The organism is Corallococcus sp. AB045 (genome assembly GCF_003668895.1).
Classification (GTDB): Bacteria; Myxococcota; Myxococcia; order Myxococcales; family Myxococcaceae; genus Corallococcus; species Corallococcus coralloides.
Window position 1 is genome coordinate 1 of record NZ_RAWN01000234.1, and the last position, 13,041, is coordinate 13,041.

Sequence of the window (13,041 nt, forward strand, 5' to 3'; positions counted from 1 at the left end):
CCGCCCCACACCCCCGCCGCCTGCGCCAGGGGCGCGGTCGCCCTCGCCAGGTCCGGCAGCGCCGCGACACACGCCCACACGAGCCCCACGTACAGCAGCATCGCCAGGAGCAGTGAGCCCACCGTCGCCATGGGCACCGTGCGCTCGGACGCGCGCACCTGCCCCGCGATGACCGGGACGATCTCGAAGCCCTGGTAGGCGAACATCACCGTCAGGCCCGCCTTCAGCCAGGACGCTCCCGTGGCGGGCAGCGGTGGCGGCACATCCCTGTCAGGCAGGAAGAAGAACGCACCCAACAGTACCGCCAGCGGCACGAGCTTCAGCACCGTGAGTGCCGTCCAGGTCCGCGCCGACACGCGGATGCCCGACGCCACCAGCGCCGCCAGCCCCGTCACCAGCGCGGAGGCCAGCAGCCGCTCGCCCACGGGTCCGCCCAGGCCTACCGATGGCGCCACCGCGCGCGCCAATCCCGCCATCACCGCGGACGTGCTCAGGAAGGCGCTGACGTAGGCCACCCATCCGACGAGGAACGACACGCGCTCGCCGAACGCCGCCCGCGCGAACACCACGGGCCCACCATCCGAGTCGAACCGCCGGCCGAGCACCGCGAACGCGAACGCCACCGGCACCAGCGCCAGCCCCGTCAGCGCGAAGGCCCACACCGCGCCCAGGCCGGGGGCCTGCGCCGCGACCTCCGCGGGTGCGAAGAAGATGCCGACGCCCACGATGCCGTTGACGCCCAGGGCCAGCAGTTGGAACGGCCCGATGGTGCGCTCGGGCGCGACGCCGGAGGGAGGGGTGGACACGGCGTGGATTTCACTACACCCGCGCCCCGCGCACCATCGCCGTGCTCAGGGATGGGCGAGCAGCACGCTCAGCGCCGCCATGCGCCCGGTCGCGGACTCCCGCTCCAGGGACTTCGGGATCGAGACGAACACGTCGTTCTCGCGCTGGTCGCCGCAGGCGCGCGTGCCCCGGTAGTGCTTGCGGTCTCGCTCGATGATGAGGTTGTAGCCGCACGGCCCCACCGACCCCGTCAGCGCGTCCGGGCTGAGCGTCAGCGACGAGGGCTCGCCCGCGAAGGTGCCCATCATCTCCACGACGTCCGGACGCTCGTCCACGGTGAGCTCCACCGGCTTCTCCCCCACCGTGCCCTCGATGCGCCGCTCCGACAGCTTCAGGTCCACGGGACGCTGGAAGGCCTGGCCCTTCAGCGCGTTGTCCGACAGCTGGAGCTTCAGGTCCGGGCCCTGGAGACCCTGCGCGTCGACGTTCGCACGCACGGTCGTCCGGGGCGTCCGCAGCTCCACGGTGTCGTTCTTCTTCGCCACGGCGGATCCGCCCGCGAGCAGGGCGGCAACGGTCAGGATGCGAGCGATTCTCATGCTCCAAAGCTGGGGCGCCGGGCCACGCGTCACCAGGGCCATGCCCCGGCTGCTCGGCGGGCCGCACGTTCGTGATATCCGTGCGCACGTGTCCCGCACGCGCCTGCTGGCCCTCCTCGTCGCACTCGTCGCCATCGTGGTCGCGGTCTGGCAGCGCTCCCGAGCGGTGGAACGGCTGGGCCAGGACTTCGACGAGGCGACCTACCTGCCCATCGCCTTCACCTATGCCCGGATGATGGACGAAGGCCGCTGGGGCGACATCGGCCAGCTCCGGGAGAACTTCGAACACCCGCCGCTGGTGAAGCTGCTCTTCGCCGAGTCCGTGCGCGTGACGGGCGCCCCGGAGCCGGACTGGCGGGACGTCCCGATGGGCCGGCCCATCCCGGACGCCGCGCGCCCCGCGTTCGACGTGACGCGAGGCCTGTCCGCGGTGGCCGGCGTGCTCCAGGTGGGGCTCGTCGCCCTCGTGGATCCGCTGGGCGCGCTCCTGCTCGCGTGGGACCCGTACCACACCAAGTACACGTCCCAGGCGTACCTGGAGGCGGTGCCGGGGCTGCTCGCGCTGCTCGCGCTGCTCGCGTTTGAACGCGCCCGGCGAAAGGGCTTCGCGCCGGGATGGACGGCGGTGTCCGGCGCGCTGCTGGGGCTCGCGGCGGCGGGGAAGTATCCGTATGGCCTGGTGGGCGGGCTCACCTTCCTGCCGTTCCTGATATCGGGCGCGCGCACGCGGTGGCGCCCGTGGGCCGCCATCGTCGTGTCCACGGCGGCGGTGTTCATCCTGGTGAACCCGGCCCTGTGGGCGTCTCCGTTCGCGTCGCTGTGGGAGTCCATCACCTTCCACTGGGGCTACTCCCACAACGAGCACGTGCGCCGCGCTGGGCTGCCCTGGTACCAGCCGCTCGTGTTCCTCACGGACACGTGGCTGTCGGGCTCCGACCCGGGCATCTACCTCACGCACTTCAACGCGCGGGCGCTGTTGCCGCTGGCGGTGGTGGGCCTGCCCCGCACGTGGCGCGAGCGGCCCGTGTGGGCGGTGGCCGCCGTCGTGGGCCTGGTGTTCCTGCTGCTGTGGAACACCAAGTGGCCGCAGTACCTGCTGCTCGTCATTCCCGCGCTGTGCGTCTGCGCGGGCGGGGGCGTGCGGACCCTGGCCCGCGGGGCCGTGTGGCTGCTGCGCAAGGTCCAGGGCTCGCGCGTCAGCGCAGGTGCGTGAAGACGCACGGGTCCGCGGGCATGTCCAGGTCGCAGATGGGCATCAGGCACGTCACCTTCGCGCGGCGGGGCAGCGGCACCCAGCCCGAGCGCAACAACAGACAGGCCGACGTGCCGGGCCCGCGCAACATGCCCGCGAACGCCACGCCCCGGCGCTCCATGTCCTGCATGGCCACCTGGAGCAGCCTCTGCCGGTCCTCGGTGGACACGGAGGCGTGGAAGGCCATCAGGTCCACCACCTCCGCGGTGAGCTCTCCCACGCCCGTCATCAACAGGCTGTGTGAGCTCACCAGTCCGCGCACCTCGCCGTCCTGCTCCAGCACGAAGGTCCGGGGCACGTCGCGGTACTGGAGCTGGGCCGCCAACTGCTCGGTCGTGTACGTGTAGCCCAGCGTCACCGGGCGCAGCATGTCGTGGACCAGCGCCGTGCATGGGCCCAGGTCCGCCGGCTGGTAGGGGCGGATGCCCTGTGGGTCCGCTTCACGGAAGCGGTGCCGCAGGAAGGGATGCGCCAGCGTGAACAACCTCCGCTCGTTGTCCGTGAACGACCAGCGGGCGAGCGCTCGCGCATCAAAGGCATACAGCCACATCCCCTGGCCACCGAAGAGGCGCGTGTTCCACGCGTGCCGCCAGAAGCCCGGCGGGCGGGGCTCCGTGGTCGTGAAGCCCAGGGTGAGCCGCGCTGCCCGGTCCTGGTGCCTCCGGAGCAGCTCGTGCGCGAGCTTCGCGGCAATGCCCTGTCCTCGATGGGAGTTCGTGACGGTGGCCCGCAGTCCATAGCTGCCGTCCACTTCCAGGCGTCCCAGGCGCAGCTTCGCGGGCTCCGCGAAGAGGGTGCCCACCAGCGTCTTTCCCTCGTACGCCGCCAGCAGGTAGTCGCGCGGCGCCTGTCCGTCCCGAAACAGCCGCCAGTCGCAGAAGCGCTTGTCCCAGACGGGGATGGGGGCCGTCTTGCCGTAGGTGGATTGCCAGACGCGGTTGAGGAACCACGACGCCTCGGAGGCGTCCCCTTCGAAGGTGCGCACCTCAATCATGGCCTGCCCTCCGGGACGGGATGCCGGAATGCCCGGGGATGGCGTGCCGCATTCGCCATGCGATTGCTGTTCATGGCAAGGAAGGTAGGGAGGGGGGCCGGGCTGGAAATCGGCCGCCGAGGACGGTTCCTCCCTGGCTGTCATTGCCGCGTCAATGCCAGGCCTCCCACGTGCGCTGGTCCACAGGCACCGCGCTGACAGGGAGGGAGAGTGTGCGGGGCTCGCCGTCCCGCGCGCTTCAGGGAGGGGTGAGCGCGAAGTCCGCGTACACCGCGCCGTGGTCGGAGCCGCCGTAGCCGCCGGTGGGCTCACGGGCCACGCGGAAGGAGCCCGGCACATAGCTGCCGCCCTCGTTGGGCGCGAGGTAGAGGTGGTCGATGGCCTGGCCCCTGCCGGAATAGAAGTACGTCCAGGTGTCGCTGACCGGCCGGTCCCTGGCGACGCGCAGCAGGGCCTGGTCCAGGGCGTTGATGGGATCCGAGCCGGGGATGTCGTTGAGGTCTCCGCCGAGCACGATCAGCGCGCCGGGGAACTCCTTGGCCGATTCGAGGAGAATCTCCCGCGCGGCATTGGCCTCCGCCATGCGGCGGCCCGGATCGTCGTCCACCTTGGAACGGAAGTGCGCCGCGAAGACGATGACCCGCGAGCCGTCCATGTCCACATGGACCTCGAGCAGGTCGCGCGAGAAGCGGGTGGCGGAACCATCTGGCCTGTAGATGTATTGGTTCCGGTGGCTGCGCACTTCCGTGATGGTGTGGCGGGAGAGGACCGCCACGTCCACGGACGCCTTGGTGTAGGTCTCCCCGAGCTTTGAATGGGGGAACTCCGGGACCTTCTTCAACAGCCCATCCAGCGAGTTCTGCGTTTCGACTTCTTCCAGCAGCACGATGTCCGCGTCGAGCGCGGTGATGGCCCGGCCGAGCTGGCCCACCTGCGCTTCGAACTCCGCCTCGGTGGGCAGCTCCTCGTAGTTGGAGCCTCCGCAGGAGCCCGTGTCGCAGACGGTGTCGAAGAGGCGGTGCACGTTGAACGCCGCGATGCGCACGTGGGTGCCGGACTGGACCGGCGCCGTTCCGCTGTCGGGCTGAGGGCAGTTGCCCTGGACGCAGGACCCGGCGTCCGGAACCGGCGGGGTTTGAGAAGGCAGACCGTCACAGCCCGCGAACGCGAGCACCAGACCGCACAGAACGAGGGTCGAGCGGGGACGGAAGCGGAAGGGGAGCCGCGGCGGGGGGGCCATCGGGGCGGCAACCTAACATCGGGGCCCTCCCGGGTGCTGCGCGGACCGCCCTGGAGTGTCCGCCGACGCGGTGCGGCTCGCGGCTTCGTCCAGGGGGGCGGACTCCCGGTCCCGGTGATGCGGACCCCGGGTGGGGCTGTCCCGCCGCTCCAGGCCCGGGCCGTGCCGACCGGCCACGGAAGGGCCAGCGCCGTTCGGCGTGGCTCCGCGACCGCTCGCCCCCGAGGCCCCCAGACGTGCCGCCAGGCGTGTGCATCCTGCCGTCGTTCCGGGTGCTGACACGCCCGCGAGGTGCCGACGCCATGAACCCGTCCGTTCCCCTGTCTCCGCTTCCTCCTTCTCCCGCTTCCACTGTCGCGGCCCCGGTCCGGCCGCTGCTGCCGTGGGTGCGCGCCCCACGCCGGACGCTGGCGGCTTCGCTGGCCCTGGGTGTGCTCGCGGAGGCCCTGTTCGAAAAGGCGCGCTGGGGCCTGGGCTTCCCGTTGCTGGTGGCGGCACTGGTGGGCGCGCTCGCGTGGCTGGGCGGACGTGAAGGCTGGCAGCGCGCGAGGCCCAACGCGTGGCTGCTGGCGCCGCTGGGGTTGGTGAGCGTCTTCGTGGCGGTGCGGGACAGCTCCTGGCTCCTGGCGCTCAACGTGATGACCGCGGCCGTGCTCCTGATGATGCTGTCGCACTTCTGGGCCGCGGGCCGCGTGGAGCGGCTGGGTTTCGCCGACTATGTTGTCGTCTTCTTCGGCTCCGCCGCGCAGAGCCTGCTCTACCCGCCGGTGCTCGTCCGGGACAGCGTGGACGTGCGCGGGCTCAAGACCCACTCGCGCCTCCTGGGGGCGCTGTCGCGAGGCCTGCTGCTGGCGCTGCCGGTGCTGCTGGTGTTCGGGCTCCTGCTGGAATCAGCGGATGGGGTCTTCTCCTCCACCCTGCAGCGGTTCCTGTCGTTCGACCTGGACCTGGGCACGCTGATGTCGCGCGGCCTCGGCGTGGCGCTCGGCGCGAGCGTCGCGGCGGGCGTGCTGGGGCATGCGCTGCGCCGCCGCGCCATGAAGGAGCTGGGGGACGCGGAGGTGGCTTCAGCCACGCCGCGCCTGGGGCTCATCGAGGCGCTCACGCTCATCTTCGCCGTGAACGCGCTGTTCTTTGTCTTCGCGGCCTTCCAGGTGGCGTACCTGTTCGTCGGTGACGCGTCGTCGCCCGCTTCCGGCTACACCTTCGCGGAGTACGCGCGGCGCGGCTTCTTCGAGCTGGTGGTCGTCGCCTCGCTGACGCTGGCGCTGGTGATGGCCCTGACGCGCTGGACGCGGCGCGAGACGCGCGTGGCGCAGACCGTCTTCCGCGCGAGCACGTCGTTGATGGTGGTGCTGACGCTGATCATCCTCGCGTCGGCGATGCGGCGTCTGTCGCTGTACGAGGACGCGTTCGGCTACACGTTGCTGCGCGTGCACACGCACGTCTTCATGGTGGCGCTGGGCGCGGCGCTGGCGTGGCGCGCGGTGACGCTGTGGTGGAAGCCGGAGCGCTTCGCGGTGGGCGCCTTCGCCACGGCCCTGGGCTCGGTGCTCGTGCTCAACTTCCTCAACCCGGAGGCCTTCATCGTCCGCCACAACCTGGAGCGGTATGCGCGCACCGGTTCGTTGGACACCGAGATGTTCTACGACCTGTCCGCGGACGCCGTGCCCGGGCTGGTCCTGGCGGACTCCATCATTGAAGAGGCGTCCCAGTGGCGGCTGGCGCCCGTCCTGAAGGAGCACCGGGAGCGGCTGTCCCAGGGGGACACGGTGCTGGAGTGGAATGTCTCCCGCTTCCTCGCTCGCCGGGCGTTGCTGCGGTCAGGAGCCTGGAGCGCGCCCGGCCCTGACGGGTCAAATTGACAAAAAATGCGTCCGTTGTCACAGTGTCCGCATGGTGACGACGATGACGGAAGACGAGACCGCCGCGCGCCGAGCGAAGGTCCTGCTCGCCGCGCGGTGGTGTTTCCTCAACTTCGGCTTCGCGAAGACGTCGTTCGAGGACATCGCCAAGCGGGCGCACCTCTCGCGCACGCTCCTCTACCGGGTCTTCAAGGACAAGGAAGACATCTTCAAGGCTGTCTTCGTGGACTGGCTGGTTTCGCGCCATCCCCTCGCGATGCAGGCGGCGAACGCACCGGACCGCACGCCGTATGAGCGCTTGCTCGACGTTTGCCGCGTGATGATGATCGAGCCCTGGGCGGAGATGGTCGGTACGCCGATGGGAGGCGAGTTCCTCGCGGCCTGCGAGCGGATCGATCCCGAGACCGATGCGCTCCATCGCAAGATTGCGCTGAGGTGCGTGGCCTCCATCCTGGGCGATGAGGCGAGCGCCGAGGTCTTCCTGCTCGCGCTCGACGGTCTCCTCGCGGACGAGCCCAAGGCGGCGGTGCTGGAGAAACGAACAGAGCTCCTCGCGGCGCGCTTCGCCCCTCCCGCGAAGGAGAAGGGGAGGCGGAAATGAAAGTCATCATCTTCGGTGCGACCGGAATGGTTGGAGCGGGCGCCCTGCGCGAAGCGCTCAGTGCCCCTGAGGTCGAATCCGTGCTGAGCATCGGGCGACAGCCGTGTGGCGTCGAGCACCCGAAGCTGCGCGAGCTGTTGCTGAACGACCTCTTCGAGTTCGCCGCCATCGAGGACCAGCTCGTTGGCTACGACGCCTGCATCTGGGCGATTGGCGTCAGCTCGATGGGACTCGACGAGGCGGCCTACGCCCGATTGACCGAGGAGCTGACGCTCGTCTGGGCGCGCGCGCTCCTCCGGCTCAACCCCGGACTCTCCTTTTGCTACTGCTCCGCAGGGGGCGCTGGTGGGCGCTCGATGTGGGCGCGCGTCCGGCAGCGCGTGGAGGGCGCGCTGAAGTCCATGCCGTTCCGGCATGCCGGCGCCGTCCGCCCTGCATTCATCCGGGCGGGGCCCGGGATCCGGAGCCGCACGCGGGCCTATCAGGTCGGAGTGGTCCTGATGAAGCCCCTGAACCCGATCATTCCGTTCTTCATCCGGGTCTTCCCGTTCTTGTTCACCACTTCCGAAATCCTCGGCCGCGCGATGCTCCGTGTCGTCGAGGGGAAGGCCGATCGCTTCATCCTTGAGTCGTCCGACATCAACAGGGTCGGCGCATGAGCGCGACGACTCGCTCGCTGCGAGTCGCGAGGCTTGGCGTCGTCGCGTGGGTGCTCCTCTCGCTCGCGGGCGCCTGGTATTTCGACGTCTTCGCGCAGGTCTCCGAGCCGAAGGCCCTGGCCCACACGCTCGTCGAGATGGGCGCATGGGGCTACCTTGCGTTCATCGTCGCGTACACGGTGCTCCAGCCGTTTGGGGTCCCTGGGACGATCTTCATCGTCGCGGCGCCGTTGATCTGGCCGTGGCAGACAGCCTTCGCGCTCTCGATGATCGGGACGATGTCCGCGAGCGTCGTCGGCTTCTCGTTCGCGCGCTTCGTGGCGAAGGACTGGGTTTCCGCGCGCATTCCCGCGCGGTTCCGCAAGTACGACGACGCACTGGAGAGGCGCGCCTTCCAGACCGTCGTGGTCCTGAGGTTGGTTCTCTGGATGCCGCAGGTGCTCCACGGGTTCCTTGGCGTCTCGAAGGTGGGGTTCTGGACCCACTTCTGGGGCTCGCTGGTGGGCTACGTGCCGCCGCTGCTCCTCGTGAGCTACCTCGGCAACGAGATGTTCGACGCGTCCGGGCGGATGCAACCCGGCGCGTGGCCCATCCTCGTCGGCCTGCTCGTCGCCTCGCTTCTCTTCGCCGCGCTTGCCCGGGCCTGCGAGCGCGGGCGTCACCTACGCAAATTCTGGAGCAACTCATGACGCAGGACCTCGCAGGCAAGGTGATTCTCATCACCGGAGCGACAGACGGAATTGGCAAGGCGGCGGCGACGGACTTCGCCAGGCGCGGAGCGACGCTGACCATCGTCGGTCGCAACAAGGAGAAGACCGCGCAGGTGCTCGCGGAGCTGAAGGCCGTGAGCGGCAACGACAACCTCGGCTTCCTCCTCTGCGACTTGTCGCGGATGGCCGACGTGAAGCGTGCCGCCGAGGAGTTCAAGGCCAGGCACGACCGGCTGGACGTCCTCGTGAACAACGCCGGCGCGACCTTCAAGGCGCCGGTGAAGGGCCCTGACGGCTTCGAGCTGACGTTCACCCTGAACCACCTCGCCTACTTCCAACTGACGACGTCGCTGCTGGAGCTCATCCGGAAGACTCCAGGCGCGCGCGTCGTGTCGACGTCGAGCTCCATGCAGGCGCGCGGGGTGCTCGACCTCGAGAAGACGCCGACCTCGCTGGAGGGCTCGGGCCCACGGGCCTACGCGGCGTCGAAGCTCGCGAACGTCCTCTTCACGAAGGAGCTCCAGCGGCGCCTGGAGGGCACGACGGCGACGGCGAACTGCTTCGAGCCGGGCATGGTGCGCACTCAGTTTGGCGGCTTTGGCTCGGACCAGGGGTTTCTGCTGAATGTCGTCTACACACTCGCGAAGCCCTTCTCGAATACGCCAGAGCAAGGCGCCGACTCCCTCATCTGGCTCTCCACTTCGCCGGAGGCGGCCCCGCTCAAGGGCGAGTACGTCTCGAAACGACGGCCAGTGAAGCCGCAGAATCAGGCTCTGGACCCGAAGCTCGCGGCCGGCCTGTGGATGCTGAGCGAGAAGCTCTGCGCCGAAGCCTCGGCTCGCGCGGCGGTCGTGTGAGGTCCAATCGCAGGGTGCACTCGCCGGTTTAGGGGACACGCTCTAGATTGCCGCGTCATGAGCGAAGTCGCCGGACGCCGTGTCTCCGCCTTGCCCCCCATTCCCGCGGTCCTCATCGCCGTGGTGAGCGTGCAGGGGGGCGCCGCGCTCGCGAAGGGGCTCTTCCCCGTCCTGGGCTCGGTGGGGGCCGCGGGCCTGCGGCTGGTGCTGGCGTCGGTGATGCTGCTGGCCTACTTCCGCCCGCCGCTGTTGCGCTACACGCGGGCGCAGTGGGCGGCCGTCGTGCCGTATGGCGTGGCGCTGGGCGTGATGAACCTCACGTACTACCTGGCCATCGCGCGCATCCCGCTGGGGCTCGCGGTGACGCTGGAGTTCGTGGGGCCCTTCGTGCTCGCGGTGGTGGGCTCGCGCAAGGTCTTGGACTTCGTGTGGGTGCTCTTCGCGGCGACGGGCATCGTGTTGATTACCCCGTGGACGGCGAAGCCCGGCGGGTTGGATCCGCTGGGCGTGGTGCTGGCGCTGACGGCGGGCGCGTGCTGGGCGCTCTACATCCTGGCGGGCGGAAGGCTGTCGCGCCGGGTGCCGGAAGGGCAGGGCGTGGCGGCGGGCATGGTGGTGGCCATGCTGACGGTGCTGCCCTTCATGCTGCGCGAGGGCCACCTGGAGCGGATGACGCCGGGACTCTTCGCCGCGGGCGTGGGTGTGGCGCTGTTGTCCAGCGCGCTGCCGTACTCGCTGGAGATGATGGCGCTGGGCCAGCTCTCCAGCCGCACCTTCGGCATCCTGATGAGCCTGGAGCCCGGCGTGGCCACGCTGGTGGGGTGGTTGTTCCTGCGCGAGCAGCTCACGCCTCTGCAATGGCTGGCGGTCGCGCTGGTGAGCGTCGCGTCCGCGGGGGCGACGCTGACGGCGAAGCGGCCTCCTCCGCCCGTGGAGGCGTGAGGTGGTAGGTTTTCGCGGATGCGATGGCTCTCCGCGTTGAAGGTGCGCCTCATTGCTCGGCGGGCGCCGTGGTGGGCGAGTCCCTAACGCTGTTGAGCGACGATGAGTCCGCGTCGCACATCGACGGCGTAGAGCCCTCCGGCATCCGAGGCTGTGTCGTTCGGGTCGCAGACTTCGGTGTGCGCGTAGATGCCGACCAGGACGATGCCGTCCGGCAGCTGCTCCACCGACACCTGGTAGATGTCGCGACGGAAGAGGCACAGCTCGACCGGCGTGGCGTCCTTGGGGGGCTTGCGGTCCAAGGGGAGAAAGTCATCCATCGCGAGTTGGACGGCGGTCGCGATGTCCCCATTGAGGAGTGTTGTCCGGCCTTCCTGAAAGGGGAGGGCAGGGAAGACGAATTTCTGGGCCTCTTCGGGAGGCGCATGCGGTGGGCGCGTCGAGCGCTGGAACAGCGAGCACCCGCTCAACGCAACGAGCGATAGAACGAGGAGCGAGGCCCGACTCATCGGGAGCCCTCTGGCACGGGCTGAATGATGCCGTTCACTTTGTCCATGACGCGCCCGATGAGCACCCAGCGGCGACCCTCTCTCATATAGACCTCCCCAGGGCGTTCCTGCTCAAGGTACGGAATGTACATCTGCACGGAGCATGTGGCGTCCATCTGCACGCGGAACGAGTATCGCTGGCGAGACTTCCAGCGGTCTTGGATGGAAAGCGGCGAGTAACGCCACGGGTGGGTGTGGTAATCCGCGAGGATTGCCGTCCGCCCCCGCTCATCCACCACTCTTTTCGGCACGCGGCAGTCCTTGAAGTCGCTGTTCTCAGCGCTGAGGCGCCGCGTCTCCAGCGCAGCGGGCCAGGATGCATAGTAGCGACCCTCATAGGAGTAGATGACCCCGCAGTACTCCTGGCCATATTCGCCTCGCGGTGGCGCAGCGGCGGGCAACTCCATGAGCGGGGCGCACAGTTGGTCGATGATGGCATCTGCTTCGACGGAAGAGTCGATGACAGGCCACGGCCCGCGGACCCATGGAGTCTCGCGACCGTCGCGGGCCTCAATCCCGAAGTATGTCCCGTAGCCATCCCGGAGATAAGAATAGCCGCTGCACGCCGCGAGCAGCGTGAGCGCCACCAGCCAGCGCAATGGCGCCATGCCTTTCCTGGTTCCCTCTGCGCCGTGGGGAGCGCTCGCGTCGTGCAAGCGGTGGCGGGAGTCCGGCATGGGATGGCATGTCATCGAGCACAAAGAATCAAGTCAACCCAAGCAAGACATTCGCGACTGCAATCAGGACGAGTGTCCGGCTCATGCTTCGCCGACTCGAGCGAAGAACCTGAGCCGAGCCCCGCCGCCCCTTCTGTCCGAGCATGGATAACGCAGCAGGCGGAGACTCCGGGCGGTGCGAGGTGCGGCTGATGCTAAAGCGAAGGCGCCCCGGAAGTGGCTGGCGGACCTCGCGACGCTCGCGGTGAGGCGGGGTCGGGCGGGTGGCGACGCTGACGGCGAAGCGGCCTCCTCCGCCCGTGGAGGCGTGAGGTGGTAGGTTTTCGCGGATGCGATGGCTCTCCGCGTTGAAGGTGCGCCTCTCCTGGATGCTCGGCCTGTCCAGCGTCCTGTTCGCGTCACGGGCCTGGGCCCGGGGGGATGCGGATGGCCCGGGGCCGGTCTTCTTCGTGGGCGCTGCCGTCGTGGTCCTGGGGTTCATCGCGGGATTCGTGCTGCTCTTCTTCAACGTCACCGGCCGTCAGCGCAGGTACTCCCCCATCCTGGGGATCCTCACGGGGATTGGGACGGTGGTGCTGGGGATGGGATTGAGCGAGCCGCTCCTGTCGGGCGAAGACGATGGCGTCATGGAGGTCGCCCTCTGGGGCATCGTCATCGGCGGCGTCTGCGAAATCATCGCGGCGGGATGGGCGATGCTGCGCCCAGGCCGTGACCCGGGCGCAGCGCCGAAGAATCCTCAGAGCTGATGGAATGCTAGAGCGCGCAGGCGCCGTCGTACTTCAGAATGACGAGCCCAGCGTTGCCGCCGCCGATCGAGGACCGGCCCGCTTCCGCCGGCAGCGTCGTGGCGTTGGACCACGTATTGGCGCCCAGGCCTGCTGAACTCGCTCCGCCATTTCCGCCCGAAGAACCTCCAGAGGCTTGAGCCGCGGGGCCCGAACCTCCGCCACCTCCGCCGAAGCCACCGCCGCCTCCCGCGATGTTCTCGTGTCCCGCTCCACCCGCCAGTCCCGTTCCTCCTCCGGCGAGGTCGGTCGAGCCGCCCGCGCCCGCGCTGCCCGGCTGGGCCGGAAAGGCGCCGAAGAAGTCGGCTCCCGCCTCGCCGCCTCGATTGCTGCCACCTTCGGCTCCAGAACCGCCACCGTTTCCCCCCGCGGCGAATGCGACCAACTGGCCGGCGCTCAGAATCGCGCTGCTGCCACCACCGCCACCACCTCCCACACCATTGGGGGAGGTGCCTCCTCCTCCGCCGCCGAAGTACCCCGCGCCACCACCGCCCCTGCCTCCCGAGAGCCAGTATCCATACCCCCC

General features: G+C 69.3%; 14 protein-coding genes and 1 pseudogene. 8 read left to right on the forward strand and 7 right to left on the reverse strand.

Going from position 1 to position 13,041, the window contains the following annotated elements:
• Together D7Y21_RS35645 and D7Y21_RS35650 are read right to left on the reverse strand one after the other, a co-directional pair.
• The coding region (locus D7Y21_RS35645) for an APC family permease (protein ID WP_121718068.1) at nucleotides 1-767 on the reverse strand (767 nt) is incomplete at its 3' end.
• Nucleotides 768-851: 84 nt separating this feature from the next.
• On the reverse strand, nucleotides 852-1,385 hold the full coding sequence (locus D7Y21_RS35650) for a hypothetical protein (protein ID WP_147443190.1): 534 nt from the start codon (nucleotides 1,383-1,385) through the stop codon (nucleotides 852-854).
• Nucleotides 1,386-1,473: 88 nt separating this feature from the next.
• On the opposite strand from D7Y21_RS35650, the gene D7Y21_RS35655 reads away from it, so the two are divergent.
• Nucleotides 1,474-2,598, forward strand: a complete 1,125-nt coding sequence (locus tag D7Y21_RS35655; RefSeq protein WP_121718060.1) for a hypothetical protein — start codon at nucleotides 1,474-1,476, stop codon at nucleotides 2,596-2,598.
• Here the strand turns inward: D7Y21_RS35655 and D7Y21_RS35660 are convergent.
• Both D7Y21_RS35660 and D7Y21_RS35665 read right to left on the reverse strand, forming a co-directional pair.
• Nucleotides 2,582-3,631 carry a GNAT family N-acetyltransferase gene (locus tag D7Y21_RS35660; protein WP_121718061.1) on the reverse strand — a complete coding sequence of 350 codons (1,050 nt, stop codon included), beginning with the start codon at nucleotides 3,629-3,631 and terminating at the stop codon, nucleotides 2,582-2,584. The genes D7Y21_RS35655 and D7Y21_RS35660 overlap by 17 nt on opposite strands.
• A 238-nt stretch (nucleotides 3,632-3,869) precedes the next feature.
• On the reverse strand, nucleotides 3,870-4,871 hold the full coding sequence (locus D7Y21_RS35665; RefSeq protein WP_121718062.1) for an endonuclease/exonuclease/phosphatase family protein: 1,002 nt from the start codon (nucleotides 4,869-4,871) through the stop codon (nucleotides 3,870-3,872).
• Between the two features lie 302 nt (nucleotides 4,872-5,173).
• On the opposite strand from D7Y21_RS35665, the gene D7Y21_RS35670 reads away from it, so the two are divergent.
• The 6 genes from D7Y21_RS35670 to D7Y21_RS35695 are packed head-to-tail and all read left to right on the forward strand — an operon-like array spanning nucleotide 5,174 to nucleotide 10,505.
• Complete coding sequence (locus D7Y21_RS35670) at nucleotides 5,174-6,736, forward strand: DUF4153 domain-containing protein (protein WP_121718063.1); 1,563 nt, start codon at nucleotides 5,174-5,176, stop codon at nucleotides 6,734-6,736.
• Between the two features lie 31 nt (nucleotides 6,737-6,767).
• Nucleotides 6,768-7,337, forward strand: a complete 570-nt coding sequence (locus D7Y21_RS35675) for a TetR/AcrR family transcriptional regulator (protein WP_199735559.1) — start codon at nucleotides 6,768-6,770, stop codon at nucleotides 7,335-7,337.
• Nucleotides 7,334-7,996, forward strand: a complete 663-nt coding sequence (locus tag D7Y21_RS35680; protein WP_120563524.1) for a hypothetical protein — start codon at nucleotides 7,334-7,336, stop codon at nucleotides 7,994-7,996. Before D7Y21_RS35675 ends, D7Y21_RS35680 begins: the two co-directional genes overlap by 4 nt.
• Nucleotides 7,993-8,685: a TVP38/TMEM64 family protein gene (locus tag D7Y21_RS35685; RefSeq protein ID WP_121718064.1), complete on the forward strand. Its 693-nt coding sequence runs from the start codon at nucleotides 7,993-7,995 to the stop codon at nucleotides 8,683-8,685. The genes D7Y21_RS35680 and D7Y21_RS35685 overlap by 4 nt, the downstream gene beginning before the upstream one ends.
• On the forward strand, nucleotides 8,682-9,563 hold the full coding sequence (locus tag D7Y21_RS35690; protein WP_120563522.1) for an SDR family oxidoreductase: 882 nt from the start codon (nucleotides 8,682-8,684) through the stop codon (nucleotides 9,561-9,563). The genes D7Y21_RS35685 and D7Y21_RS35690 overlap by 4 nt, the downstream gene beginning before the upstream one ends.
• A 57-nt stretch (nucleotides 9,564-9,620) precedes the next feature.
• Nucleotides 9,621-10,505, forward strand: a complete 885-nt coding sequence (locus D7Y21_RS35695) for a DMT family transporter (protein ID WP_121718065.1) — start codon at nucleotides 9,621-9,623, stop codon at nucleotides 10,503-10,505.
• Nucleotides 10,506-10,588: 83 nt separating this feature from the next.
• On the opposite strand, the gene D7Y21_RS41605 is transcribed toward D7Y21_RS35695, so the two are convergent.
• Together D7Y21_RS41605 and D7Y21_RS35705 are read right to left on the reverse strand one after the other, a co-directional pair.
• Nucleotides 10,589-10,807, reverse strand: coding sequence for a hypothetical protein (locus D7Y21_RS41605; protein ID WP_147443188.1), 219 nt, complete (start codon nucleotides 10,805-10,807; stop codon nucleotides 10,589-10,591).
• 203 nt (nucleotides 10,808-11,010) lie between these two features.
• Nucleotides 11,011-11,661 (reverse strand): hypothetical protein, encoded by a 651-nt coding sequence (locus D7Y21_RS35705; RefSeq protein WP_121718066.1) that lies wholly within the window; start codon nucleotides 11,659-11,661, stop codon nucleotides 11,011-11,013.
• 398 nt (nucleotides 11,662-12,059) lie between these two features.
• On the opposite strand from D7Y21_RS35705, the gene D7Y21_RS35710 reads away from it, so the two are divergent.
• The gene (locus tag D7Y21_RS35710; protein ID WP_121718067.1) at nucleotides 12,060-12,476 is read left to right on the forward strand and encodes a hypothetical protein; all 417 of its coding nucleotides are present in this window, start codon (nucleotides 12,060-12,062) and stop codon (nucleotides 12,474-12,476) included.
• Nucleotides 12,477-12,483: 7 nt separating this feature from the next.
• Here the strand turns inward: D7Y21_RS35710 and D7Y21_RS43165 are convergent.
• Nucleotides 12,484-13,041: pseudogene (locus D7Y21_RS43165) on the reverse strand (hypothetical protein); the annotation flags it as partial.

Bases quoted from the DNA above. Each gene is read 5' to 3' on its own strand.
- D7Y21_RS35685 (WP_121718064.1), top strand. From the start codon at position 7,993: ATGAGCGCGACGACTCGCTCGCTGCGAGTCGCGAGGCTTGGCGTCGTC.
- D7Y21_RS35680 (WP_120563524.1), top strand. From the start codon at position 7,334: ATGAAAGTCATCATCTTCGGTGCGACCGGAATGGTTGGAGCGGGCGCC.
- D7Y21_RS35710 (WP_121718067.1), top strand. From the start codon at position 12,060: ATGCGATGGCTCTCCGCGTTGAAGGTGCGCCTCTCCTGGATGCTCGGC.
- D7Y21_RS35670 (WP_121718063.1), top strand. From the start codon at position 5,174: ATGAACCCGTCCGTTCCCCTGTCTCCGCTTCCTCCTTCTCCCGCTTCC.
- D7Y21_RS35695 (WP_121718065.1), top strand. From the start codon at position 9,621: ATGAGCGAAGTCGCCGGACGCCGTGTCTCCGCCTTGCCCCCCATTCCC.
- D7Y21_RS35660 (WP_121718061.1), bottom strand. From the start codon at position 3,631: ATGATTGAGGTGCGCACCTTCGAAGGGGACGCCTCCGAGGCGTCGTGG.
- D7Y21_RS35705 (WP_121718066.1), bottom strand. From the start codon at position 11,661: ATGGCGCCATTGCGCTGGCTGGTGGCGCTCACGCTGCTCGCGGCGTGC.
- D7Y21_RS35675 (WP_199735559.1), top strand. From the start codon at position 6,768: ATGGTGACGACGATGACGGAAGACGAGACCGCCGCGCGCCGAGCGAAG.
- D7Y21_RS35690 (WP_120563522.1), top strand. From the start codon at position 8,682: ATGACGCAGGACCTCGCAGGCAAGGTGATTCTCATCACCGGAGCGACA.
- D7Y21_RS35650 (WP_147443190.1), bottom strand. From the start codon at position 1,385: ATGAGAATCGCTCGCATCCTGACCGTTGCCGCCCTGCTCGCGGGCGGA.
- D7Y21_RS35665 (WP_121718062.1), bottom strand. From the start codon at position 4,871: ATGGCCCCCCCGCCGCGGCTCCCCTTCCGCTTCCGTCCCCGCTCGACC.